Source organism: Prauserella salsuginis (assembly GCF_024648885.1).
Classification (GTDB): Bacteria; Actinomycetota; Actinomycetes; order Mycobacteriales; family Pseudonocardiaceae; genus Prauserella; species Prauserella salsuginis.
In genome coordinates this window covers 403,658-428,004 of sequence record NZ_JANBBF010000012.1, presented here as the reverse complement: position 1 = coordinate 428,004, position 24,347 = coordinate 403,658, and the positions used below count along the sequence as shown (strand labels likewise).

At 70.8% G+C, this 24,347-nt stretch carries 23 protein-coding genes; 9 read left to right on the top strand and 14 right to left on the bottom strand.

Going from position 1 to position 24,347, the window contains the following annotated elements; genetic code table 11:
- Window positions 1-67: 67 nt before the first annotated feature.
- Entirely contained in the window at window positions 68-550 is a 483-nt protein-coding gene (locus LY40_RS19835; RefSeq protein WP_183784716.1) for a hypothetical protein, read from the bottom strand.
- A 95-nt stretch (window positions 551-645) separates the two neighbouring features.
- Between LY40_RS19835 and LY40_RS26255 the strand changes: the two genes are divergently transcribed.
- Window positions 646-1,644: a TetR family transcriptional regulator gene (locus LY40_RS26255; RefSeq protein ID WP_307876981.1), complete on the top strand. Its 999-nt coding sequence runs from the start codon at window positions 646-648 to the stop codon at window positions 1,642-1,644.
- 148 nt (window positions 1,645-1,792) lie between these two features.
- Here LY40_RS26255 and LY40_RS19825 read toward each other — a convergent pair whose 3' ends face one another.
- Window positions 1,793-2,629, bottom strand: a complete 837-nt coding sequence (locus tag LY40_RS19825) for a M15 family metallopeptidase (protein ID WP_307876980.1) — start codon at window positions 2,627-2,629, stop codon at window positions 1,793-1,795.
- Window positions 2,630-2,987: 358 nt separating this feature from the next.
- Here LY40_RS19825 and LY40_RS19820 point away from each other — a divergent pair, with 358 nt between their 5' ends.
- Window positions 2,988-4,454 (top strand): MDR family MFS transporter, encoded by a 1,467-nt coding sequence (locus tag LY40_RS19820; RefSeq protein ID WP_183784714.1) that lies wholly within the window; start codon window positions 2,988-2,990, stop codon window positions 4,452-4,454.
- A gap of 65 nt (window positions 4,455-4,519) precedes the next feature.
- Here LY40_RS19820 and LY40_RS19815 read toward each other — a convergent pair whose 3' ends face one another.
- The 3 genes from LY40_RS19815 to LY40_RS19805 all read right to left on the bottom strand — a co-directional run bounded on the left by LY40_RS19815 (window position 4,520) and on the right by LY40_RS19805 (window position 8,281).
- On the bottom strand, window positions 4,520-6,121 hold the full coding sequence (locus tag LY40_RS19815) for a flavin-containing monooxygenase (protein WP_258937789.1): 1,602 nt from the start codon (window positions 6,119-6,121) through the stop codon (window positions 4,520-4,522).
- Window positions 6,118-7,083, bottom strand: a complete 966-nt coding sequence (locus LY40_RS19810) for an alpha/beta hydrolase (protein WP_258937788.1) — start codon at window positions 7,081-7,083, stop codon at window positions 6,118-6,120. The genes LY40_RS19815 and LY40_RS19810 overlap by 4 nt, the downstream gene beginning before the upstream one ends.
- Before the next feature lie 70 nt (window positions 7,084-7,153).
- Window positions 7,154-8,281 (bottom strand): NDMA-dependent alcohol dehydrogenase, encoded by a 1,128-nt coding sequence (locus LY40_RS19805; protein WP_258937787.1) that lies wholly within the window; start codon window positions 8,279-8,281, stop codon window positions 7,154-7,156.
- 259 nt (window positions 8,282-8,540) lie between these two features.
- Between LY40_RS19805 and LY40_RS19800 the strand changes: the two genes are divergently transcribed.
- Complete coding sequence (locus tag LY40_RS19800; RefSeq protein WP_258937786.1) at window positions 8,541-9,671, top strand: AraC family transcriptional regulator; 1,131 nt, start codon at window positions 8,541-8,543, stop codon at window positions 9,669-9,671.
- Between the two features lie 12 nt (window positions 9,672-9,683).
- Here the strand turns inward: LY40_RS19800 and LY40_RS19795 are convergent, their stop codons facing one another.
- The gene (locus tag LY40_RS19795; RefSeq protein WP_258937785.1) at window positions 9,684-9,818 is read right to left on the bottom strand and encodes a hypothetical protein; all 135 of its coding nucleotides are present in this window, start codon (window positions 9,816-9,818) and stop codon (window positions 9,684-9,686) included.
- A gap of 12 nt (window positions 9,819-9,830) precedes the next feature.
- Here LY40_RS19795 and LY40_RS19790 point away from each other — a divergent pair, with 12 nt between their 5' ends.
- From LY40_RS19790 to LY40_RS26425, 6 genes are all read left to right on the top strand, one after another.
- The gene (locus tag LY40_RS19790; protein ID WP_258937784.1) at window positions 9,831-10,157 is read left to right on the top strand and encodes a hypothetical protein; all 327 of its coding nucleotides are present in this window, start codon (window positions 9,831-9,833) and stop codon (window positions 10,155-10,157) included.
- A gap of 236 nt (window positions 10,158-10,393) precedes the next feature.
- Complete coding sequence (locus LY40_RS19785) at window positions 10,394-11,407, top strand: 2-keto-3-deoxygluconate permease (RefSeq protein ID WP_258937783.1); 1,014 nt, start codon at window positions 10,394-10,396, stop codon at window positions 11,405-11,407.
- The gene (locus LY40_RS19780; protein ID WP_258937782.1) at window positions 11,404-12,678 is read left to right on the top strand and encodes a four-carbon acid sugar kinase family protein; all 1,275 of its coding nucleotides are present in this window, start codon (window positions 11,404-11,406) and stop codon (window positions 12,676-12,678) included. The genes LY40_RS19785 and LY40_RS19780 overlap by 4 nt, the downstream gene beginning before the upstream one ends.
- Complete coding sequence (gene pdxA / locus LY40_RS19775) at window positions 12,675-13,730, top strand: 4-hydroxythreonine-4-phosphate dehydrogenase PdxA (RefSeq protein ID WP_258937781.1); 1,056 nt, start codon at window positions 12,675-12,677, stop codon at window positions 13,728-13,730. Before LY40_RS19780 ends, pdxA begins: the two co-directional genes overlap by 4 nt.
- 61 nt (window positions 13,731-13,791) lie before the next feature.
- Window positions 13,792-14,709 (top strand): GntR family transcriptional regulator, encoded by a 918-nt coding sequence (locus LY40_RS19770; RefSeq protein WP_258937780.1) that lies wholly within the window; start codon window positions 13,792-13,794, stop codon window positions 14,707-14,709.
- A gap of 279 nt (window positions 14,710-14,988) precedes the next feature.
- Window positions 14,989-15,846, top strand: a complete 858-nt coding sequence (locus LY40_RS26425; RefSeq protein ID WP_258937779.1) for an IclR family transcriptional regulator — start codon at window positions 14,989-14,991, stop codon at window positions 15,844-15,846.
- Window positions 15,847-15,873: 27 nt separating this feature from the next.
- Here LY40_RS26425 and LY40_RS19760 read toward each other — a convergent pair whose 3' ends face one another.
- The 8 genes from LY40_RS19760 to LY40_RS19725 are packed head-to-tail and all read right to left on the bottom strand — an operon-like array spanning window position 15,874 to window position 24,347.
- Window positions 15,874-17,343: a dihydroorotase gene (locus tag LY40_RS19760; RefSeq protein WP_258937778.1), complete on the bottom strand. Its 1,470-nt coding sequence runs from the start codon at window positions 17,341-17,343 to the stop codon at window positions 15,874-15,876.
- A gap of 12 nt (window positions 17,344-17,355) precedes the next feature.
- Entirely contained in the window at window positions 17,356-18,753 is a 1,398-nt protein-coding gene (locus LY40_RS19755; RefSeq protein WP_258937777.1) for an FAD-dependent oxidoreductase, read from the bottom strand.
- On the bottom strand, window positions 18,750-19,427 hold the full coding sequence (locus tag LY40_RS19750; RefSeq protein WP_258937776.1) for an aspartate/glutamate racemase family protein: 678 nt from the start codon (window positions 19,425-19,427) through the stop codon (window positions 18,750-18,752). The genes LY40_RS19755 and LY40_RS19750 overlap by 4 nt, the downstream gene beginning before the upstream one ends.
- A complete protein-coding gene (locus LY40_RS19745) occupies window positions 19,424-20,869 on the bottom strand; it encodes an MmgE/PrpD family protein (protein WP_258937775.1) in 1,446 nt (481 codons plus the stop codon). Before LY40_RS19745 ends, LY40_RS19750 begins: the two co-directional genes overlap by 4 nt.
- Window positions 20,869-21,570 (bottom strand): ABC transporter ATP-binding protein, encoded by a 702-nt coding sequence (locus LY40_RS19740; RefSeq protein ID WP_258937774.1) that lies wholly within the window; start codon window positions 21,568-21,570, stop codon window positions 20,869-20,871. The genes LY40_RS19745 and LY40_RS19740 overlap by 1 nt, the downstream gene beginning before the upstream one ends.
- Window positions 21,557-22,294, bottom strand: a complete 738-nt coding sequence (locus LY40_RS19735; RefSeq protein ID WP_183784692.1) for an ABC transporter ATP-binding protein — start codon at window positions 22,292-22,294, stop codon at window positions 21,557-21,559. Before LY40_RS19735 ends, LY40_RS19740 begins: the two co-directional genes overlap by 14 nt.
- Window positions 22,291-23,355, bottom strand: coding sequence for a branched-chain amino acid ABC transporter permease (locus LY40_RS19730; protein WP_183784690.1), 1,065 nt, complete (start codon window positions 23,353-23,355; stop codon window positions 22,291-22,293). Before LY40_RS19730 ends, LY40_RS19735 begins: the two co-directional genes overlap by 4 nt.
- Complete coding sequence (locus LY40_RS19725; RefSeq protein ID WP_183784688.1) at window positions 23,352-24,347, bottom strand: branched-chain amino acid ABC transporter permease; 996 nt, start codon at window positions 24,345-24,347, stop codon at window positions 23,352-23,354. The genes LY40_RS19730 and LY40_RS19725 overlap by 4 nt, the downstream gene beginning before the upstream one ends.

Sequence of the window (24,347 nt, the reverse complement as noted above, 5' to 3'; positions counted from 1 at the left end):
ACGACCCGGGGCTCCGGGTAGGGGTGGGTGCGATCTCCGTCCGGCCGGCGCAGGCCGGACGGCCACGTCACCAGCTGAGCAGTTCGCGCGGGATGCCGTGTTCGGCCGATCCGCGTCCGCCGACGGGCACCGATGAAACGGCCGCGAGCACCGCGCCGAGGCTCGGCAGCCAGCGCCGGGCCGCATCCGGAGCGACGAGCCACCGGGCCGCACATTCGTGCCTGCCGTCCGGCAGGGGCACGACCGATCCGGCGGGCAGCACGCGGATCCCACCGGGGAGCGGCTGCTGCATCGTGCCGAAGTCGTCCGCCTCGGCCAGCAGCACCGTGACGCGCTCCCGCCTGGTCGGTAGCGCGAGAGCGGGACCGGCGCAGTCGAGTTTCCGCAGGTCCGCCAGGACCGTGTCGGACAGTGCGCGCGGCACGACGACGGCTGCGACCCCGGAGCCGGTGATCAGCCGCTGCCCGCCCGCGTGCTGTTCGACGGGCCAGCCGTACGTGCCGCGGTAGTCGGGACGGGTGCCCTGGGACTCGTCCAGTTCGAGGGTCATCGCGGTCCTCCTGCGGTGCGTCGTCGCTCCACGTACATTCTCACGCTAGTGGCACTGAGTGCCGTTAGCAAGGGATTCCTGGTATCTTTCCCGCCATGGCCGCCACCGCGTCATCGCCGTCGCCGTCTTCGCGGGCCTCGCCGCCGGCGCGGCCCGCCGCAACACAGGCCGCATCACTGGAACCGGACTCCCCGCGCCCCCGCGCCGGGCGTACCGCCGCGGGCAGGCGCAAGGTGCGGCGGAGCATCACGCGCGCGGCGATCGACCTGTTCCTCGCCCACGGCTACGACACGACGACCGTGGACGACATCGCGGCGGCCGCAGGGGTCGGCAGGCGTACGTTCTTCCGCTATTTCCGGTCCAAGGAAGACTCGATCTTCCCCAACCACGACGAGCTGCTCGCCGACATCGAACGCACCCTCGCCGAATCCGATCCCGCCGCGGAGGCGCCGGTCGACGTGGTGTGCCGAGCGGTCCGGCTCGTCCTCGACTCGTACCTCGCCGACCCGGACGTGTCCCTGAAGCGCTACCGGCTCACCCGCACCGTGACCTCCCTTCGGGACAAGGAGGTCGCGAGCGTGGACCGGTACCAGCGGGTGTTCACCCGCTTCCTGCGCGGGCGCCTGCACGCGGCGGGAGACCCAGCGGCCGACATGCGCGCCCCCATCATCGGCGCGGCCGTGGCGGCGGCCCACAACCACGTGCTGCGCCAGTGGCTGCACAGCGACGGCGAGGTGGACGCACACCGCCTCGCCGACCGGGCGTTCGCCATGGTCCGACAGGCGAACCCGCCCTATACGACCGGCGCCTCCGACACCGTCGGCCCCGACCGGCAGGAGACCGTCTCCCCGGACCGGCCCGCGGAGGAACGGGAACACCCATCCCAGAAGCACCCGGCAGCGCAATCACCCTCGGAGCCCGCCGGCGGCGAGACCCGGGCGGATGCAGCCGAACCCGTGGTGGCCGTGCTCCACACCTCGGTGCCGGCCGACGAACTCGTCCGGCGGATCAACGCCGCACTCACCGACGCCGCCGCCGACACAGCGGGTACGGCCGGCACGACGAGCGCACCGACTGACACCGGTACGGGTTGAGATCCGGCATGGAGCCCGCACCGGTCGGCTCCGCTGGCCCACGACGGAAGGGCGCCGAACACGTGTCGGGGGCTAACGGCACCGCGTGCCATTAGCCCCCGACGTGTGCGACGCGACGTGCCGGGCCGGTCCCGGCTCACGCCGGCAGTCAGTCGGCGGTCAGCGACCTCCGCGCGACGGGGAAGTCGAAGTAGGTGTCCGGATACGGCTCGTCGTCGAGCGTGAAGTGCCACCATTCGAGCGGGTAGTTCGAGAACCCGGCGTCGGCCATCAGCCCGCGCAACAGGAACCGGTTCGCCCGAGCCTCGTCCCCGACGCCGGGTGCCTCCGTGGCAGCCAGCTCGTCGAAGCAGTCGTAGCCGGTGCCCATGTCGATCGAATTGTCGGGGAACCGCTCCCCTTCCGGTGCGAAGCACTCGGTGAGTGGCTCACCCGGCCGGTAGGAGCGCTGCGGCTGGGCCGGCAGTTCGACGAGGGTCAGATCGACGGTGCTGCCCCTGCTGTGCCCCGACCGCTCGGCGATGTAACCCTCGGGGAACAGCCGCGACTTCTCGATCCGCGGGTAGAACTCGTCGCGCATCCGCGCGTTTCCGTCCTGCTGAGCCCAGCGGACGAAGTCGTCGACCGAACGCTGCGGCCGGAAGCAGTCGTAGACCTTGAGCGTGTAGCCCCGTGCGAGCGCCGCGCGCTGAACCTCGCGTAGTGCCTCCGCGGTCTCGCGGGTGAGCAGGCACAGCGGTTCCTGGTAGCCGAGCACCCGGCGGCCGACGAAGTTGTGTGCCGTCTCGTACCGGATGTCGTGCCGGATTGTCGGATCGACATCACTCAGCGCGACGAACGACTCCGGTGCGCGATCGTCGCCCTGGGTGCCGGCGGCACCGGCGGGCACTCCGCCCAGCATCGCTCCGCCCAGCAGGACACCGACCAGCACACCGACGACCCCGCGCTTCCGCCATTGACGTTCTCGCCACAGACTCAGCATCATCCGGGTTTCTTAGCACCGCCTCGCAGGCCGGACAAGGTCCGTCCGAGCGGCATCGCGTCGCGTCCACTGTGGACCAGCGCGACCGCGAGTCGTGATCACGGCTGAGACACACGTCACCGGCCGTCCGCTGTGGGCGAAACTCGTTCGCAGCGGATTTTGTCGGTGTGCCAATCTAGACTCGGGACCTGCGCCGGGTGAGCCGTGTCAGCCACCACCGGCGGCGCCAACTCCCGCCGAGCCGAGCCGGTCGCCGGACACCCCGGACCGACGGCATCGTCCGGCCCGAGTGAACCGCCACGCGCTCCGGCACGCCGAGCACGCCCGGTCCACCGAACACGCCAGTTCACGAGGGGGATGTATGACCGACACTGCCCAGACCGGCACCCACACGGCGGAGCCCGGGCAGCAGGATCGGCAGGCGGTGGACCCGAAGGCACTGCTGCTGATCGGCGTGCTCGTCGCATCCGCCTTCGTGATGATCCTGAACGAGACGATCCTGAGCGTGGCACTGCGGCAGCTGAGCCAGGAGCTCGGCGTCGCGACGACCACAGCCCAGTGGGTGACCAGCGGATTCCTGCTGACCATGGCCGTGGTCATCCCGACCACCGGGTTCCTGCTCGAACGCTTCACCCCGAGGCAGGTGTTCCTCGCCTCGCTCACCTCGTTCAGTGCGGGCACGCTGCTGTCGGCGCTCGCACCCGGCTTCCCGATCCTGCTCGCGGGGCGGGTCGTGCAGGCGTGCGGCACCGCCGTGATGATCCCGCTGCTGATGACCTCGGTCATGCGACTCATCCCGGAGAACCGCCGCGGCTCGATGATGGGCACGATCGGCATCGTGATCGCGGTGGCGCCGGCGCTCGGGCCCACCATCGGCGGTGCGATCCTGTCCGGCCTCGGCTGGCGCTGGATGTTCTGGCTGGTGCTGCCGCTGGCGATCGCGGCGCTGCTGATCGGCGCGCGCTGGCTGCGGCTGGACAGCGAAACCCGGAAGGTGCCGCTCGATGTGCTGTCGGTGATCCTCTCGGCGCTCGGCTTCGGCGGCCTGCTGTACGGCCTGTCCTCGATCGGTGAAGGCGGAGGCGGCCACGCCGTGCCGCCGCTGGTGCCCATCCTCGGCGGCCTGGCGGTGCTCTCGGTGTTCGTCTGGCGGCAGCTGAGGCTGCAGCGCCGCGACCGCGCGCTGCTGGACCTGCGCCCGTTCGAGTCCCGCGACTTCGTCGTCTCGCTCACGCTGACCGGCCTGCTGTTCATGTGCCTGCTCGGGGTCGCCTCCATCATGCTGCCGCTGTACTTGCAGACGGTGCTCGACGCGTCGGCGTTCGAGAGCGGGCTCGCCGTGCTGCCAGGCGGCCTCGCACTCGGACTGCTGGGCAGGCCGGTGGGGTCGCTGTACGACCGCATCGGTCCGCGACCGCTGGTCATTCCCGGCACGGTCGCCATGGCGACCGGACTGTGGCTGTTCACCACGCTCGGCCACGGCTCGGCCATCACGACGGTCGTGATCTACCACGTGATCATGATGATCGGGCTGGCGCTGATGATGACCCCGCTGATGACGCAGGCGCTCGGCTCGCTGACCGAACACCTGCACTCGCACGGCAGCGCCATCCTCGCGACACTGCAGCAGGTCGCCGGCGCCCTCGGCACCGCGGTGTTCGTGACCGTCGCCGCGGTCGCCAGCGGTGCCGGCTCCACAGGCCCCGATGCGGACGGACTGCGCGTCGCGTTCATGATCGCCGGCGCCATCGGGCTGATCGCGGTCGCGACATCGCTGCTGTTGAGCAAGCACAAGTCGAGTTCGGCCGCGGGCGGCCACGGTCACTGACGGCCCGCACCGAGTGGTGTCCGCCGTGCATCCTGCGCGACGGGCACCACTCGCCTGCGCACCGCTCAGGTGAGCTCGAAACCGTGATAGCCGGCGACGGCCACGCCGTCGCCGATCTGCTTGTAGGTGCCGACACCGCCCACGAAGGGCATGAACACCCGCTGTTTCCCGGGAATGTTCGCGCCCATGTACCACGATGCGGCACGCGGCATCAGCGTCAGATCGCCGACATCGTTCGTCGTGTTCACCCAGTTGTCCTCGGCCGCGACAACCGGCTCCATGCGGCGGCTCCCACGCGTCCGCAGGTGTTCCAGCGCCCTGGTGATCCAATCGACGTGGTATTCGATGGACGTCATCATGTTCGACAGCACCGAGGGGCTCTGCGGTCCGGTGATCATGAACAGGTTCGGGAAGCCCGCCGTCATGAGGCCCAGGTACGTGCGCGGACCCGCCGCCCACTTCTCCGAGAGCGTGCCTTCCGTGCCGCGGACGTCCATGGCGGTGAGCGCGCCCGTCATCGCGTCGAACCCGGTCGCCAGGATGATCACGTCGAACTCGCGCTCCGCGTCGCCGGCGACGATGCCGCGTTCGGTGAACCGCTCGATCGGCTCCTCGCCGAGGTCCACCAGCGACACGTTGTCCCGGTTGTAGACCTCGAAATAGCCGGTGTCGACACACATGCGCTTCGCCCCGATCGGATAGGAGCGCGGCGTGAGCTTCTCGGCCGTCACCGGATCGTGGACCTTCTCGCGGATGCGCTCCCGTACGTACTCGGCGAGCGCCTCGTTCGCCTCGGCGTCGAACAGCACGTCGCGGAACGACAGCGTGAAACACAGGCCGCCGTCGGACCACCTGCGCTCGAGCTCACGGCGCACACCGTCTGCGGGCGTCTCGGCGTAGTATCCCGTCGCGTCCTCCCCGCAGTGGAATCCCAGCCGGGACAGCCTGCTCTCCTCACGGAACTCCGCGTAGCCGGGTTTGACCTCGTCGAGTCGTGAGGAGATCGGACCGTTGTGTGCGGGCACGGCGTACGACGGGGTGCGCTGGAACACCGTGAGCGACCCGACGACCGGGGCGATCGCCGTGATCGTCTGCAGCCCCGACGAACCGGTGCCGACCACCGCCACCCGCTTGCCCGCCAGGTCGACGCCGTCGTGCGGCCAGTTGGAGGTCCAGTACAGCTCCCCGGCGAAATCCGCCATGCCCGCGAAGTCCGGTCGGGACGGCACCGACAGGCACCCCGTCGCGGCGATCACGAAGCGAGCGGTCCGGCTGCGCCCGTCGTCGGTCCTCACCGTCCACCGCTCCGAGACGTTGTCCCACCGCATCGCCTCGACGCAAGTCTCGAACGTGATGTCGCGTCGCAGGTCGTACCGCTCGGCGACGTGGCGGATGTAGTCGAGGATCTCCGGCTGCGATGCGTACCGCTCGGTCCAGTTCCATTCCTGTTCGAGGGCACGGTCGAACGAGTAGGAGTATTCGATCGACTCGACGTCGCACCGCGCTCCCGGGTACCGATTCCAATACCAGGTCCCGCCGACGTCGGCGCCCGCTTCGAGCACACGCACCTCGTAGCCGGCCTGGCGAAGGCGGATCAGCTGGTACAGACCCGCGAACCCGGCTCCGATGACGATCACGTCGTGGTCGTTGCGTTCTTCGGTCGTCACGGGGCTCCCACCTCTCGCCTTTCGGTCCGGTGCTGGGCGACGAACTCGTTGATGTGCCCCGACACGAGCCGGATCCCCTCCTCGTAGCCGGGCAGGATGTCGGCCATCTGGAAGAACGCGTGCATCTGATCGGTCGCCTCCTCCAGTACAACGGGCACGCCCGCTGCTTCCAGCGCACGCGCGTACGCCACGCCCTCGTCGTGCAACGGGTCGTACCGCGCGACGTACACGAGAGCGGGCGGCAGACCGGTGTGGTTGGCCGCCCGCAGCGGCGATGCGTCCGGGCCGGTGCGCGCGGCCTCGTCGGGCAGATAGTGGTCCCAGAACCACCGCATGGTCTCCCGGTTCAGCAGCAGCTGATTCTCCGGAGCCGTATAGGACGGCGTGTCGAGGTCGCAGTCGGTCACCGGGTAGACGAGCGCCTGGTAGTCGATCGCCGGGCCGGATCGGTCGCGCGCCCGGAGCGTCATGACCGCGGCGATGTTCCCGCCTGCGCTGTCCCCTGCGACGATCAACGGTGCGCCGTCGGGCGCCAGCTCGGCCGCGTGGTCGGCCGCCCACCGCAGGCCGGCATAGCTGTCGTCGATCGCCGCCGGGAACCGGTGTTCCGGGGCCTTGCGGTAGTTGACCAGCACCACGGTCGACGAGGTCAGGTTCGCCAGCCTGCGCCCGACGTGGTCGTACTGGAGGTCGATGTCGCCGATCACCCAGCCACCGCCGTGGAAGTACACGATGACCGCCTGGGGCTCGGCGGGCCGGAGCACCCGCATCCGGAACCGGCCGCCGTCACCGTCGGCCAACGTGACGTCGGTGGTCTCGGCGACGTCGGGACCGGGACCACTCATCCCGGCGAAGATCGGCCCGCTCATCCGCGCGATAGCGGGTGTGGACTCGTGGATCGGTGGCGTGCCGGACTCGGCGAGCTGGGCCAGGAACTCCTGGGACGGACCGTCCAACGGCATGTCGAACCTCCTGGAAGAACGGGTGACGAGGAATGTCCACAGTGGCGTGGCAAAACGCCGGGGACGGGGATCAGTGGTCGCCGTCGGAGAACAGGACGAGACCGCGAAGATTCTTGCCGTCGGCCAGGTCCTGATAGCCCTGGTTGATGTCCTCGAGCCGGTACGTCGAGGTGACGAGCTCGTCGAGTTTGAGATGTCCCGCCCGGTAGAGGTGCAGCAGCCGGGGAATCGTCGTCCGCGGACCGGCACCACCGAAGATCGCGCCCTGCACCCGCTTCTGCAGCAGAGTCAGTTCGAAGAGGTTGAGCGAGACGTCGGTGTCACGGAAATCGCCCATGCCGGTCACCACGACCTGACCGCCCTTACCCGTCATGTCGAGCGCCTGCTGGATGTGCTCACCACGGATCTCGCCCACCGTGACGATCACGACCTCGGCGTCGCGGCCCCAGGTCAGATCCGGCACTTCCGCCGCGGCCTCCTCTACGGACGCGTACGCGTGTGTGGCGCCGAAGTCGAGCGCCGTCTTGCGCTTGTACTCCACGGGATCGATCGCCAGCACCTGCCGCGCTCCCGCGAACACCGCGCCCTGCACGGAGTTGATCCCGACTCCGCCGACACCCATCACGACGACCGTGTCGCCGGGTCGGACCCCACCGATCTCCGTGGCCGAACCCCAGCCGGTCGACACCCCGCAGCCGAGCAGCGCCGCCTTGTCGAGGGGGATGTCCTTCTCGATGGTCACCACCGACGATTCGCTGACCGTCACGTACGGGGAGAACGTGCCCAGCAGGCACATCTGCACCGCAGGCCTGCCGCCGACGTGCGCCCGGAACGATCCGTCGGCGATCGCTCTGCCCGTCAGCAGGCCGGCACCCTCGTCGCACAGGTTCTGCAACCCCGACGCGCACGCCGGGCAACGCCCGCACGCCGGGACGAAAGCCAGCACGACGTGGTCGCCCTCCTCGACTCCGCGTACGCCCGGGCCGACCTTGGTGACGACACCCGCTCCCTCGTGTCCGCCGACCACCGGCAGGAACGCCACCGGGCTCGCACCCGAGACCACGTGGGCGTCCGAATGGCACAGTCCCGACGCGGCCAGGCGCACCTGCACCTCACCGGCCACCGGGTCGCCGAGTTCCACGTCCGAGATCTGCCACGGAGCGCCGACTTCTTCGAGGACTGCCGCCTTCACCTTCATGCGAGGTCTCCGTACGTCGATGGGCAGGTGTGGGCTCGTGCGGATCGCCCGACCCGAATGCCGGCATGTGACCCGAGTCACGGCCCGTGAGTCAACGTACGGTCATCCGGCGCGGCATCCATAGCGCCATCGCGGCCACAACCGTGCCGTTCCGGCCATGCCGCCCTCGTCGCCGCGCGGGACGCGGACTGCGACCGCGGGCCGGCTCGGCGTTTCTGCGAACGTTGACGCGCGATTCGGGCTCGGCGAAACTGGCCCGATGGATCCCGGCAGCGCTGCCGATGACGTTCCACCGACTGCAGGACCCGACTCCGTCGAACGGCACACGGCGCACCGGGATGCCGCCGCTGCCGACTCCAACCGGGTCATCGCCGCCATCACGGACTCGTGGGACCACCCACGGACGATGGTGGGTGTGTCGACCCTGCTCGACTGGGCCGCCGAGCACGGTCTCGACCGGCAGGCGCTGCTCGACGGATCACACATCGAACCCGCGCTGCTGCCCGATCCGGTCGCGTTGGTCGAAGCACGCCAGGAACTCGCCGTGATCCGTAACCTCGTGCTCGCGTGCGACGACCGCCCGGGACTGGGCGTCGATGTGGGTGCCCGCTACCACCTGACGGCGTACGGGCATTTCGGCTACCTCCTCGCGACCTGCGGTTCGGCGCGGGAGATCGCCGAACTCGGCCTGCACTATGCACTACTGACCTTCGCCTTCTCCACGATGACGGCTCACCTCCGTGACGGGGACGGCTACGTGCTGGCCTTCGACGCCGACGACGTGCCCTCCGGCGTCCGGCGGTTCGCCGTCGAGCGCGACGCCGCGGCCACGATGCAGATCCAGCGCGAAGTGTTTCCGGGTGCCGACCGCGTGCCACTGCGCGCGGCGCGGTTCGCGTTCCCGCTCGACCGGCCCGGTGACGCGGCGGCCTACCGCAGGCATTTCGGAGTGCCGGTCTCGTTCGACGCGCCCCGTACGGAACTCGTCTTCGACGCCGCCTACCTCGACCAGGTCCCGCCGATGGCCAACCGCCACACGGCCAAACTGATGACGGCCGAGTGCGAACGCATCCGCACCGAACGTCTCCACCGCACCGGGGTGGCCGCGCGGGTGCGGGCACTCCTGCTCGATCAGACGTCGCTCGGCCTCACCCTGGAGACGGTCGCCGAACGGCTGCACTACGCACCGCGCACGCTCCGCAGACACCTGGAAGGCGAGGGCACGACGTTCCGGGCGATCCTCGACGAGGTACGGCGCGTCGTTGCCGAGAAGCTGCTCCACGACCCGTCGGTGCCCCGCTACGAGATCGCGCGCCGCCTCGGCTATCAGGACTGGTCCAGTGTCGCCCGCGCACGCCGCCGCTGGTCGAGCCGCTCGGTGACGGCGTGACGGGCCTGCCGGTCACCGTTCCGGACGGGTGGGCGGGACCCACGCCGGGGCCAGGGTGAGCTGTTCGAACGCGTGCTCGCGCATCGCGGCGACGAGCGTTTCCACGGCGCCGGGCGCCAGCTGTTCGTCGGCGTCCAGGTTCTGCATCCTGGGGAACGGATGGACGAGCAGTCACTCGAGCAGCGGCTACACCGGGCGAGCAACGCCGGGTCCGGTGAACTGGACCGAACCTGCGAGGCCGCGGCCCACGAGTCGATCAACGCGGGTGAGCAGCCGCCGTTCGAGGTCGACAGCGCCGACTTCGCGGGCGACGACCCCTCTCTGATCACGGCCTACCGCCACTGGCTGCGCCTTTTTGAACTGCCCACTGTGGACACTGCCGCGCCCGGTGCGGCGAATGACTGGAACGGCGCGTCGCCGAGGAACACCGTGCCGAGAACCGGCAACACGGCCCCTGAAACACGGCCGCGCCCCAGCGCTCGGTGAGAGGTGGCGGGTTGGGCGCAGGCACGCGTGGCCGGAGTGCAGAACACGCGTGGGCACGCCCTCACGCGTCAGCGTGTCCTGGAGGGGTGGCGGCCGGGTGACGGGTGGGCGCAGAACACGCGACCCCTGGGGCGGGGATTCCCTCGCACGGCGTAGTGTGCCATCTTGTCCGTACAGCTTATGCGTACAAGTTCTCGGCGCGGGTGTTCGTGCCGGATGCCGACAAGGAGGCCGGCGTGAGCAACCAGGAAACTTCGCGCGTCCCGATCTTCGCCACGATGCAGCGGATCCCCGGCGGGCTGATGCTGATCCCGCTGATCCTCGGGGCGATGATCGGCACGTTCGCGTCCGGTGCCCTCGAGATCGGCAGCTTCACCACGGCACTGTTCGCCGACAGTGCGCTGCCGCTGATCGCGCTGCTCATCTTCGCCACCGGCACCCAGGTGAGCGCACGCACCGGTGGGCCGATCCTGGCGACCGCGGGCACCCTGCTGCTCACCAAGAGCCTCATCCCGGCAGGACTGGCCGTACTGCTCGGCCTGTTCGTGGGCCTCGACGGCATCTTCGGTATCTCGCTGCTGGCACTGCTCGCCGCGGTCGACAACAGCAACGGTGGCCTGTGGCTCGCGTTCACCGGCCAGTACGGCGACGAGCGCGACCGTGGCGCCTACCTCGCCAGCGCGATCAACGACGGCCCGTTCCTGACGCTGCTGTTCCTCGGCGCGTCGGGGCTCGGCGACATCCCGGTGCTGGCCCTGGTCGGCGCGATCGTGCCGTTCCTGCTCGGCGTGCTCGTCGGCAACCTCGACGCCCAGTGGCGCAAGGTCGTGGCGCCGGTGCCGAACATCGTCATCCCGTTCTTCGCCTTCGCGCTCGGCACCGGTATCGACCTCGGCGACATCGTCACCGGCGGGGTCAGCGGCCTGGTGCTCGGCGTGATCGTCGCGCCGGTCACGGGCTTCCTCGTCTACCTCGGCTACCGATTCCTGCTGCGCCGCGGAAAGATGTCCGGCATCGGTTTCGCCGCGGGCACGACGGCGGGCAACGCGATCGCCACCCCGGCGGTCGTCGCCGCGGCCGACCCGACGTTCCAGCAGTACGTGGGCACGGCCACCGCGCAGATCGCGGCGTCGGCGCTCGTCACCGCGATCCTGGCGCCCTCGATCGCCGCGTTCCTGCTCAAACGTTCCGGGGCGCTCGTGAAGCCGGATCCGGCCCGGGACGCCGCCGGCTCGGCGGAGCCCGCATGACCGGCAACGCGGAACCCGGCGCCCCGCTCCAGCGCGCGCACGACGTCGTGATCATCGCCGACGACGTCACCGGAGCCGGCGACACCGCGGTGCAGTTCGCGGAGGCGGGCTGGACGGCCGAGTTGCGGTTGCAGCCGGGCACGAGCGATGCCCAGGTCGTCGCCGTGAGCAGCGACTCGCGGGCATGTCCGGCCTCCGACGCCGCGGCACGGGTCCGGCGGGCCATGGCCACGACGCCGGGCAGCCGGGTGTTCAAGAAGATCGACTCCACGGTGCGCGGCCCGATCCGTGCGGAGGTCGACGCGCTGCTGGAGGAGCTGGGACCGGACGCCGTCGCGGTCGTGTGCCCGGCGTTCCCCCGAGTGGGCCGCACGGTCGTCGACGGCACCGTGCTGGTCGACGACGTGCCCGTCGGCGACACGCCGGTGGGCCGCGACCCGGTCACCCCGGTGACCGAGAGCCACCTGCCCACGCTGCTCGGCGCGCCCCTGGTGCGGCTCGACCCGGCGGGCGATCCGGCGGAATGGGCCGCCCGACTCCGCGAGGCCGGGCCGGTGGTGGTCGTCGACGCCGCGACCGACGCCGACCTCGACCGGATCGCACGGGCCGTCGACGCACTCGGCGACGACGGCCTGCCGGTCGGCGCCGCGGGCCTGGCGGGCGCACTCGCCCGCCGGTGGCGCCCGTCCGCGCCCGCAGCCACACCCGCACCGGCGCCCGCGCCGGCCGACCCGAGCGCCGCGGTACTCGTCGTCGTCACGAGCCTGCACGCCGCGGCGCGCGCACAGGTGCAGGCACTCCTCGACGACGGCGCCGCACACCACGAACCGACGCCGAGGCAATTGCTCGACGACAGCGCCTGGCGTGCCCTGCTGGCCGGCCTCCCCGGCGCACCGACGGCCGGTGCGGCCACGTCGCAGCCACGCACGGTGGTGCTCAGCGCCCCGGAGCGCGGCGACACCCCGGTGCCGCCCGACCTCGTCGCACGCCGCCTCGCCGAAGCCGCGGCCGAACTCGTCCGCACCACCGCGCCCGCGGGCCTCGTCGTCACCGGCGGCGACGGTGCCCGCGCCCTGCTGGCCGGGCTCGGCAGTAGCGGCATCCGGCTCGACGCGACCGGCACCGGGGCAGGAGTTGGTGTCGCAACGGGCACGGTCGTCGCGGGCCGGGCCGAAGGACTGCCGATCGCGACCAAGGCCGGTGGTTTCGGCGAACCCGACGTGTTGATCACGGCCGCAGACGCGGTCCGTAGAAAAAGGAGTGACCGTTGACCGCTGCAACGCAGCCACACGTGCCGACCCTCGCCCTCACGCTCGGCGATGTCGCGGGCATCGGGCCCGAGATCACGGCGCGGACCCTGCTGGCCCATGATGAGCTCCGCAGCATCTGCCGTCCCGTCGTCATCGGTGACGCCGACGCCCTGCGCCGCGCGGTCACCGACGTCCTCGGCCTCGACCCGGCCGTCGTGCGCACCGTCGGCCGTCCCGCCGATGCGACGAACGACCCCGGGATCATCGAGGTCGTCCAGGAAGGACCGTCACTCGGTCACGTGCCGTACGGCGAACTCAGCCCCGATGCCGGAGACGGCGCGGCGCGGTTCGTGATGCGCGCGTGCGCACTCGCACGCGCGGGCGAGGTCGACGGCATCGTCACGGCGCCGCTCAACAAAGCCGCGATGCACGCGGGCGGACACAACTGGCCCGGCCACACCGAGTTGCTCGCGCACGAGTTCGGCGTCGACAACTTCAGCCTCGTCCTGTCGGCCGGCGAGCTGTACTTCTTCCACCTCACGACGCACGTATCGCTGCGGGACGCGATCAGCGGCATCGACGCCGAGCGCACCGACAACGTGCTCCGGCTCGTCGGTTCGTTCGCCGGTGCCCTCGGCAGCCCGGACGAACCCATCGGTGTCGCGGGGCTGAACCCGCACGCGGGCGAGAACCGGCTCTTCGGCGACGAGGACGCCGACGTGCTCGAACCGGCCGTGCAACGTGCCAGGGCCGCCGGTGTCAACGCCGTCGGACCGCTGCCCGCCGACGCGCTCATCCCCCAGGCCGTCAACGGAAAGTGGCGCTTCGTCGTCGTCTGCTACCACGACCAGGGGCACGCCCCGTTCAAGGCGGTGTACGGCGACGACGGCGTGAACATCACGGTCGGTCTGCCCGTGGTGCGTGTCTCGGTCGACCACGGCACGGCGTTCGACATCGCGGGTAAGGGCATCGCACGCGAGGCCAGCCTGGTACTCGCCGCGCGCCGCGCCGCCGAGCTCGCGCCCGGCTGGCATCAGGTGTGGGAGACGGCGCGGACCGGGTCGGCGTCGTGACCGGCACGGCCTCGCCGGCCTGCCACTGCTGGGCCACGCCGGCTTCGTAGACTGCTCCGTCATGGGCGTCGACCGCAGCACTCGCGCACCGCTGCACCAGCAGGTCGCGGACACGTTGCGCCAGGAGATCCTCGGCCACGACCTCCCGCCGGGCGAGGCCCTGCCGAGCGAAGCGGCACTGTGCGAGCGGTTCGGCGTCGCGCGCAGCGTCGTGCGCCAGGCCGTCGCCGGTCTCGCCGGGGACGGTCTGGTGATCCGCAGGCAGGGCAGGCCGACGATCGTCGCACCGCCCGCCGAGTACCGCCGCCTGGTGCAGCGCGCCACCGGCATGTTCGACCAGTTCGCACGACGCGGCCACCAACTGCGCACGACGATCCGCGACCTCTCCCCTGCACCACCGCCGCCCGGCGGGCGCGACTTCCTCGGCACCGACGACACGATCCGGATCGAACGGATCCGGCTCGTCGACGGCGACCCGCTGTCCTATGTGCGCACCTGGCTGCCCGCCGACCGCGTGCCTGGCCTGCGCGCCGAGCACCTCACCGACGCCTCCCTGCACCGGCTGTTGGCCCGGAGCTACGACCTGCGCCCGATGCGCGGCAGGCGGCAGGTCCACGCCGTGGCGGCCGACGAGCGCCTCGCCGACGCGCTCGCCACGGCCACCGGTGACCCGCTGCTGCTGCTCGAAGGCGGCACGACCGATCAGCACGACCGTCCTCTCGAATGGTTCAGCGCCTGGCACCGCGCCGACCGCGTGGTGTTCGACATCGACGTCTCCGAGTCCATGGAGACGCTGCGCCTCGACGCGGTCGACACCGGACACTCCGCTGCCGACGATGGCCGTGACGCTGGCGAGGACGGCGACACCGGCGGCGACGTCACACGCGGTGACCGCGAGCCGGGAAACACCGGCGCCGACACCGTCGACCTCGAGCGCGCACGCAGGCTCCTCGCCGAGCTGACCCGTATCCTCGGCTGAACCCCGCGCCCGCGGCGATCGCGACGCCGGAATGTCCGGACCACAACGTCGCGCGGGCACACAGGGCGACGGCCCGAGTCGCAGCACACACCCGAGGGCGCAGTCACGCACGGCGCGTCGGTGGGAGGCGGCGACCGGGCGACGGACGGAAGCAAACCCACTCCTGCATTCCGCCTGGCGGAACATTCGTTCGTTATCACCCGTTAGTGATCCTGCTTGACCGTCAATTTCGCCTGGTGGGACACTTGACCCACCTATTCCTCCAACAGAAACGATGTCGTGGCCGAACGCACTGTGCCGTCCTCACCGCAGACGTCCTCACAACACCCGCCCTCACAGCACGCCGTGCCACCCCAGGGCGGCACCGGGACCGAGGCCGCCGCGCGGGTCGCCGACGTGCTGCTGCTGTTCACCGGCGGTCCCGAGTATCTGGGCGTCAGCACCATCAGCCGCAAACTCGGCATTTCCAAGGCCGTCGTGTACCGCATCCTGCAGTCGCTCGTGTCGCGGGACGTACTGGCCACCACGCCCGGCGTGACCGGATACCGGCTCGGTCCCGCCGCCGTCGCACTCGGGGCCAGCGCGCTTCGCCGGTTCGACGCCAAGACCGCGGCCGCGCCGGTTCTCCGGCGCCTCCGTGACGAGACCGGCGAAACCACGACACTGTCCGGACTGGTCGGCGACGAACGCGTGTACCTCGAGCAGTTCGAGAGCCGTGCCGAGATCAAGATGACGGTCGACATCGGCACCCGGTTCCCGCTGCACGCCGGCTCGTCGGGCAAGGCCATCCTCGCGCAGCTGCCGGAGTGGCGCCGCGAGGAGATCCTCGCCGGAGACCTCGGCGCGCTGACCGACCGCACCGTCACCGACCCGGCCACCCTGCGCCAGCAGCTCGACGCCATCGGCTCCGACGGCGTCGCAGTGTCCCTCGGCGAACGGCAGAGCGGCGCCGGTTCCGTCGCCGCCGCGCTCGTCACACCCGACGGAGAGGTGCACGGCGCGATCAGTGTCTGCGGCCCCGAGTACCGATTCACGCCGGAGAAGATCGACCGTTACCGGACTCTTGTGCGCGATGCCACCGCCGAGATCATCCGGAACTGGGCCAACGGAAAGGCCACGGGCGGGCACCGGAGCTGATCCGGCGCCCGCCCGTGGCCGGAGTGCTCAACGACCGCGCGCCAGATACCGGCCCACCGGGTCGCCCTGAATCTTGCCGTCGGCGAACACATGGTGGCCGCGCACGAAGGTGTCGGTGACCCTCGCCGTCATGTCGAAGCCTTCGAACGGCGTGTACTCCTGCGTGGATTCCGAATCGGCCGCGCGCACCGTCCACGAGGCCGTCGGGTCGACGAGCGCGATGTCGGCGTCGTAACCCTCGGCGATCGTGCCTTTGGTGAGCAGTCCGTAGCGCCGGGCCGGATTCCACGACGTCAGCTTCGCGACGCGCTGCGGGGACAGGCCACGCTTGGCGCCCTCGCCGACCAGGCCGGGCAGCAGGTACTCGGCGCCGCCGAACCCGGACTTGGCGACGAACACGTCGTCACGGTCCTCACCGAACTTCAGCTCGTCCTTGCAGCACGCGTGATCGCTGACGACCCAGTCGACCTCGTCGGCCAGCACGTGCCGCCACAGCGCCTCGACGTCCTCCCGTTCCCGCAACGGCGGGTTCACCTTGCCGCCGATGCCGCTGGCGGTGTCCACGTCGGCCAGCAGGTGGCCGACCGTGATCTCCCGCCGGAAATCCACGTGCGGGAACGTCTTCGCCATCCGCAGTGCCGCGTCGAGCGCCTTCTCCGACGACAGGTGCAGCAGGTTGATGTTCGGCAGGCCGGTCTCGTGGGCCAGGTACGACGCGATCGTCACCGCAAGCCCCTCCGAGTGCGGCGGACGCGACCGGCTGTAGGCGCGCAGTCCGGACAACGACGGGTCCTGCTCGACGAGCTTGGTGTAGGCGGTCATGATCTCCGCCGTCTCGCAGTGCAGCGACAACGAGAGATGATCGGCGTAGTCGGGAAGCGCCTCGCGGGCCGCCTGGACGCCGCGCATGACGAACTCGAAGTGCGCCAGGTCGTAACGCTCCTCCGGCGGTGTCATGAGGAACTCGCTCTGGCTCGCCGACCGGCCGTGGAGACCGTGACTGCCGTAGAACATGAAGATCTTGAACGACGTGACGCCGTGCTCCTCGACCAGATACGGGATCTCGTCGATGTGCTGCGACATCATCGGTGTAAGGTGGAAGGCGTAGTCCACGTAGGCGTTCCCCGACGCGGCCGAGAGCACCTCGGGGAAGAACTCGCGGTACGGTCCGCCCTTGTTGAGGTAGTACTGGCCGGTGCGCATGTACGTCAACGCCGTCGTCACACCGCCCTGCGCGCTCGCGCGGCTCTCCGTGCGCGTGTCGGCGGGCAGTTCGTTGTAGATGCCCCAGTGTTGATGCGCGTCCACCACTCCGGGGAACGCCAGCAGGCCGCGGCCGTCGACGACGGTCGCGGCGTCCTCACGCGACTGTCCACTTGCGACGCGCACGATCGTGCCGTCGTTGACCGCGATGTCGGTCGTCGCCGGCGTCGCGTTGTCGGGATCGTCGGGGCGCACCACCCGGACATCGGTGATGAGCAGTTCCGTCGTCGCCATCTGTCGTTCTCCTTACTGCGTGTGCGAATACCGGAGGGCCACGTCGTCGGCGGCCAGCCAGGACAGGCCGAACGCCGGCAGCAGCCCGTTGCCCGGCAGATAACCGGCGGCGCCGCGGCCCGAGATCCCGGCCGCGGCACCCCCTGCGGCGTACAGACCTGGGATGGGCCGGTCGGCGGCGTCGACGACCGCCGCACGCTCGTCGACCAGCAGGCCCCCTTGCGTGTGGAACAGCGCGGGCACGACCCGGACCGCGGCGAGCCTGCCCGTCAGCGGACGCTCCCAGTTCGTCCTGCCGAATCGGTCGGTGCGTTCACCGCGCGCCGCCGCCGCGCTGTCGGCGAGCTCGGCGGCGAGCGACTCGGCGGGCAGGCCGGTCACCTCGGCCAGCTCCGCGGCGTCGGCGCCCCACACGATCGCGCCCGCGTCGACGTTGTCCTGGAAATCGCGGAACGGCAGGCACTGCTGATAGATCGTCTCGTCGAGGACGATCCACCCGGTCGAGCCGCGGCGGGCGGCGAGTTCCGCGGCGTACTCCGAGTAGCCGCGTGTCTCGTCGCCGAAGCGCCTGCCGTCGAGGTCGACGAGCACACCGCCGTGGATGATCGTCGCCCACCCGACGAGCGTGCCGGATTTGGCCCCGACCGCGCCGTGTCCCTGGTAGGCGTCGAGGAATCCGGATGCGGCACCGAGCTTCCCGCCGATCCGCAGTGCGTCGCCGAGCGAGTTCTCCCCGCCCTGGTACAGCGCCCCGGCGATCTCGGACAGGTGCTCGGCCACGAGACCACGGTCGGCACCGAAGCCGTTCGTGGCGAGCAGCACCGCACGAGTCGGGATCTCCTCCTCCGTGCCGTCGGGGTACCGCACGGCCACCGCACGGACCGCGCCCTCGCCGTCGAGGCGGACGTCGGTCAGCCGCGCAGGCGCCAGCAGTTCGACGTCCGGATGTTCGGTGACGGTGCGGGCGAGATGGTCGATCACCCCGGAGCCGTGCCTGCCCGGGATGGTGTGGCAACGCGGGACGGCGTGCCCGGGATAGTTGAAGTCGGTGACCAGCGACAGCGGCAGCCCCGCCGAATCGGCCAGCCATTCCACGAGCGGCGCGCTGATCCCGGCCAGTGTCCTGGCCAGCCGCGGATCCGCGGTGCCGTGGGTCTTGGCCATGATGTCGGCGACGAACCGTTCCGGCCCGTCGTCGATCCCCGCATCTGCCTGCCAGCGCGAGCCGGCCCCGGGGAACATCGCCGTGGACATCGACGTGTTGTTGCCCCTGCGGAAGTGCTCACTCGCCTCGACCACGAGCACGCTCAGCCCGTGTTCGGCCGCGCGCAGCGCGCCGGCGAGGCCGCCGCCGGCACCGGCGACGACGAGGTCGGGCCCCTCGGTCTCGGTCGGGTCGGGACCGGTCATGCGGTCGGTGCTCCTTCCACGGTCAGCAACCGCAGCGCGAGCGCGGTCGGGTCGACGATGCGCGCGGCCAGGTCGGCGGGTTCGACGTCCACCGCGGAACAGCCGTTGAGCACCGCGGTGGCTCCGCGCTCGGCGAGCCGGGTCACCGCCCCGCCGAGCGCGGCGTTCCAGGTGGCGGTGTCGGCGATGGCGTCGAACGGCAGGTCCAGCACCTCGACACCCGCCGAGTACGCCACCAGACCGTACGCCGCGAGCCGCCGGGTGAGTTCCGCGCCGATCGCCTCGTTGCGGACCACCGCGCCGAACCGCTCGCCACGGGCGGCGAGGAAACCGGCCGAGAGCTTCAGTAGGCCGTGCACCGCCGGGCCCGCGGTGGCCGCGCCGTCGGTGCCGACACCGTCGGGCACGGCCGGGTCCAGCACACAGTCGGGAAACGCCAGATCCCAGCCCGCGGTCCGGTCCGCCAGCGCCGCGTCCAGCGCGGATTCGACGGCCCGTTCGGACGCGCGCACGGCCGCGTCGGTGTCCAGCGCCGCCGGTGCCGCCGTCCCGACGTCACGCAACACGATCTCGAACCCCGGCGGTGCCAGCCGGTCGTACCGGTCCTGCCGCCTGCTGATCTCCTCGTCGGGCAGGTGGATCGGGGTCACGGCGAACGCGCGCATCACGCTCATTCCTCCTTGTCCGGGGCCGTGTTGTCCGGGGCCGTGTTGTCCGGGGCCGTGTTCTGCGGGGTGGTGCCGTCCGGGGTGGTGCCGTCCGGGACATGGGCGAGTCCGCGCAGCGCCTCGCCCACCCGCGGCGACGCGGCGAAGCGCGTGCTGAACGCCACCAACCGGTCGAGCAGGTCGTCGTCGCCGAGCCAGCCGCGGAGCAGTTCGGTGACGGCGTCGCGGTCGAACGGGCGGTGATCGGCGTCGCCGACCGGATTGGGCACCTCCGCGGTGCGGGTGTCGCCGTCGGCGTAGCGCACGGTCACGCGGGTAGCCCGTTCCGCAGGCAGGCGAGCGGTGAGGTCGTCGGCGGCGACGACGGTCACCCGGCGGGCGAGCTCCCGCAGCCGCGAATCGGCCTGCCGGTGGCGGGTGTAGGTCTGCGGGCCGACGGCACCGTCGAGGGCCGCCGCCGCGACCACGAACGGCGTCGAGAACATCGCCGACAGCCGGTTGTCCCAGTCCGTTCCGGACAGGCCTGCGCCCAGCGCGTGCGTCTCGACGCGCACGTCGGCGATGGGCCTGCCGTCGGCGAGCTCGAGAATCGCGTCCGCGGCCGGATGCGTGAACGAGCACGACGCGTGCCGCTTGAAGTATCCGGCCGTCATGTCCCAGCGCGTACCGAGCCCGGCCGTGAGCTCGCGGGGGTCGAACTCGCCCAGCAGCGACCCGAGTGACAGCGCTGCGGTGCCGGTGTTGCGGGCGACACCCGCGGCTGCCATCCGCGCTGCGGCGAGGCCGGAGGTGTTGGCGGCCCCGAGCCAGGCGTCCCGCACCGGGTTGCCGGTCGTCGCGGAGTCGAAGTGCCCCGCAATCGGCATCCCGGCTCCGGTGTCGATGGCGGCGGCGCACGCACCCGGGCCGAGGCCGAGCAGCCGGGCGCATCCTGCCGCCGCGCCCGCGACGCCCCAGTTTCCGTGCGGGTGCGCGCCCGCACGCAGGCCGGTCGCCCGGCCGAACCGGGCCGCCACCTCGTAGGCGGCCAACAGCGCCGCGGCGGTGTCGTCGCCGGAGGCGTCGCGCTCGGCAGCCAAGGCGAGCACGGCGGGAAAGCCGTGCACCGCCGGATGACCCTTGGCGTATTTGTTGCCCTCGTCGAGTTCGAGGCACGCCATCGCCACGGCGTTCAGCCACGCGGAGGTGTCCACCGGTGCGGTCTCGCCGGTGCCGAACAGGGGCGCGGGCCCTGCCGGTGCGGCCCAGGCGTGCCGCAGCGCCCGGTGATCGGCGGTCCTCGCGCCGACGGCGGCCACGCCGACGACGTCGAGCACCACGAGGCCGAGACGGTCGACGACGGTGGCCGGCACGGCAGCGGGGTCCAGTTGCGAGACCCACGCTCCGAGCTCGGCGGTGGCGGCCGCCGCATCCCGCCCCGCCGGCGACGTCGTCGTGTGCGTACCCATCACAGTCCCAGGTACGCCTTCCGCACGCGTTCGTCGCCGGCGAGTTCCCCACCGCCGCCCGACAACACGACCGATCCACTCTCCATCACGTACGCCCGGTCGGCGATCGCGAGCGCCTGTTTCGCGTTCTGCTCGACGAGCAGGACCGACACCCCCGTGTCCCGGATCGCCCGCACCGCGTCGAGCATCGTCCAGGTCAGCTTCGGCGACAAGCCTGTCGACGGCTCGTCGAGCAGCAGCAGCCGTGGGCCCGCCATGAGGGCGCGTCCGATCGCGAGCATCTGCTGCTGGCCACCGCTGAAGGTCTGCGCCACCTGACCCCGGCGTTCGGCCAGGATCGGGAAAAGCTCGTACACCTGTTCCAGCCGCTTCGTGGTGTCCTCGGCCTGCGCGGTCCACGCACCCATCCGCAGGTTCTCCTCGACGGTGAGCGTGCCGAACAGGGCCCGGTCCTCGGGCACGTGCACCAGGCCGTCCCGCACGAGCACGTCCGGCCTGCGTCCCGCGGTGTCGCTGCCGTCGAACACGATCCGCCCCGCCTGCGGCGGGAGCTGGCCGCAGATGCTGCGCAGCGTCGTGGTCTTGCCGGCACCGTTCGCGCCGACCAGCGCGACCAGCTCACCGGCACCGACCTGCAGGTCCACCTCGTGCAGGATGCGCATGCGGCCGTATCCGGCACTCAGGCTCTCAAGCGTCAGCATGGGTCGTCGGCTCCTCCCCGAGGTAGGCCTCGATCACGCGTGGATCGGCCGTGACCTCGTCGGGCGTACCGGTGGCGAGCACCGCGCCCTGGTCCAGCACGAGCACGCGATCGGACAGCCGCATCACCGCGGCCATGATGTGCTCGATGAACACCAGCGTCGTGCCGTCCTGCTCGCGCAGTTCGGCGAGCAGATCGAGCACGGGCTCACGCTCGGCCGGCAGCAGTCCGGCGAGTACCTCGTCGAGCAGCAGCACTCGTGGCCGCGCGGCGAGCGCCCTGGCCAGTTCGAGCCGTTTCAGGCCCGCCGTGGGCAGCTCGGTCGCCGGCCGATACGCCCACTCCCGAAGGCCCACCCGCTCGACGATCTCCACGGCGTGGCCGCGCAGCCGCTCCGCCCCGCGCGTGTGATGCTGCGCGGCCAGACTCACGTTCTCCGCGACCGACATGGTCGCGAACGGCCGCATCAACTGGAAGGTCCGCACCATGCCGCTGCGGGCGATCTTCTCGGGCTTGTGGCCGGTCACGTCCTCACCGGCGAAGCGCACCGATCCCGCATCGGGTTTCAGCGCACCGCAGATCACGTTGAACAGAGTCGTCTTGCCGGCACCGTTGGGTCCGATCACTCCGACGATCTCGCCTTCCGACACGGCCATATCCACATCGGACAGGGCGCGCAGACCCCGGAAACTCTTGTCCACACCGGATAGTTCGAGCACGCTCATCGGCGCCGCCTTTCCGAAAACTTCTCCGCGAGAGTCCCGAAGATGCCCTTCGGCATCAGCCGCACGATGAGGATCAACATCACCGCGTACAGGATGACGTCGAGGCCGCTGCGGCCCTGCAGGAAGCTCAGGAACTCGGGCGGGGTCGCCAGCAACGTCGCGGTCACGTCCGAGAGCGAGCCCACGATCACGGCTCCCACCACCGGGCCCCAGATGGTGCCGATCCCGCCGATCACCGCGGTGACGATCGCCTCGATGGACACCGAGGAGCCGAACGCCAGCTGCGGGTCGATGAACAGGTAGTACTGGGTGTAGAACGCGCCCGCGACCGCCGTGATCGCACCGGACAGCGCCACCGTCAGCAGCTTGTGCCGCATCACCGGGGCTCCGACCGACGCGGCGGCCAGCTCGTCGTCGCGGATCGCCACGACGTAGCGGCCCGCGGCCGAGTGTCGGAACAGGATGCTCAGTGCCACGGCCCCGCCCGCCAGCACGAGCGCGATCCAGAAGTACGCGGGCGACCCGGCGGGGAACTGCATCTGCCCCAGCGACGAACCCTGGATCAACGGCACCTGGTAACCGACGGCACCGTTCACGGCGTCACTGCTGGTGGTGATCAGCCGCAGCATCTCGGCGAACGCGAACGTCGCCAGCGCGAAGTACGCGCCTTTGAGTTCGTAGCGGAACGAGAAGTAGCCGATCACCATCGCCACCGCGGCCGCCACGACCATGCCCGCGGCCATCCCCACCCATGGCGACACACCGTGTTCGACCAGCAGGTACGCGCTCGTGTAGGCGCCGAGGCCGAAGTAGGCGGCGTGACCGAAGCTGAACATGCCGCCGAACCCGCTCATGATGTTCCAGCCGACCGCCATGATCAGGAAGATCAGGATCCGGACGGCCACGGCGCCCTGCGCTGCCGGCAGGATCAGCGGTAACGGGATCGCCAGCAGTACCAGGACCGCGAGGACGGCGAACTGCCGGTTCTGGGGACGCAACGGCGGCGCCGCCGGCCCTGCGGACCGGGTCTCCCGCCGCGACTCGACTGCGGTGTCGGTCATGTTCGCCTCCCGAACAATCCTTGCGGACGCAGGAACAGCACCAGCACGAACACCACGAACACGCCGAGCAGCGAGCTCTGGCCGTCGAGATAGATCGTGGTGAGTTGCTCGACCAGTCCGATCAGCAGCCCGCCGACGAGCGCGCCGACGACGTTGCCCATGCCGCCGAGGACCACCACGACGAACGCGGTGATGTTGAACTGCTCGCCCAGTGTCGGGGTGACCGACAGCAGCGGTACGGCCAGCGCCGCGGCCGCACCGGCGCACGCCGCACCGATGGCGAACGTCAACGTATGGATCCGGCGCACGTTGATGCCGACCAGTTCGGCACCGGCGCTGTTCGATGCGACCGCACGGATCGCCGTGCCGAGCCGGGTGTGCTGCAGCATCCAGTACAGCAGCAGTCCGAGCGCCATGGCTCCCAGGAACGCGTACAGCCGCGACCCGGCCACGACGGCACCGAACACGTCGAGGTGTGTCTCGCCGGGCAGGCCCACGTTCTTCGGCTCGGCGCCGAAGAACAGCAGCAGGCCGTTCTCCAGCAGCAGGGAGAGCCCCAGCGTGATGAGCAGTTGGTTCTCCAGCGTGGCCCCGCCCGAGCCGGACAGCAGACCGCGGTGCACGAGCACGCCCACGAGGAACAGTGCGGGCACGGTGATCAGCATCGTCAGGTACGGGTGCAGACCGGTCACGGCCACCACGCCGAACGAGATGAACATGGCCACTGCCAGCATGGCGCCGTGGGCGAAGTTCACGATGTCGAGCACGCCGAAGATCAACGTGAGGCCCATCGCGATCAGTCCGTACAGACCTCCGGTGAGCAGTCCGGTCACCACCGACTGCCAGACCACGATGCCGCTGCCCGACTGGACCAGTGCGACCGCGACGGCCGCCGCCACCAGGGCGCCCACGACGCCCGCGCGCTTCAGTACCGCCAGTGTGGCCGACGGGGCCCGGGTCTCCGGGGCGTCGGTGTCGATCGTCGTCGTCAT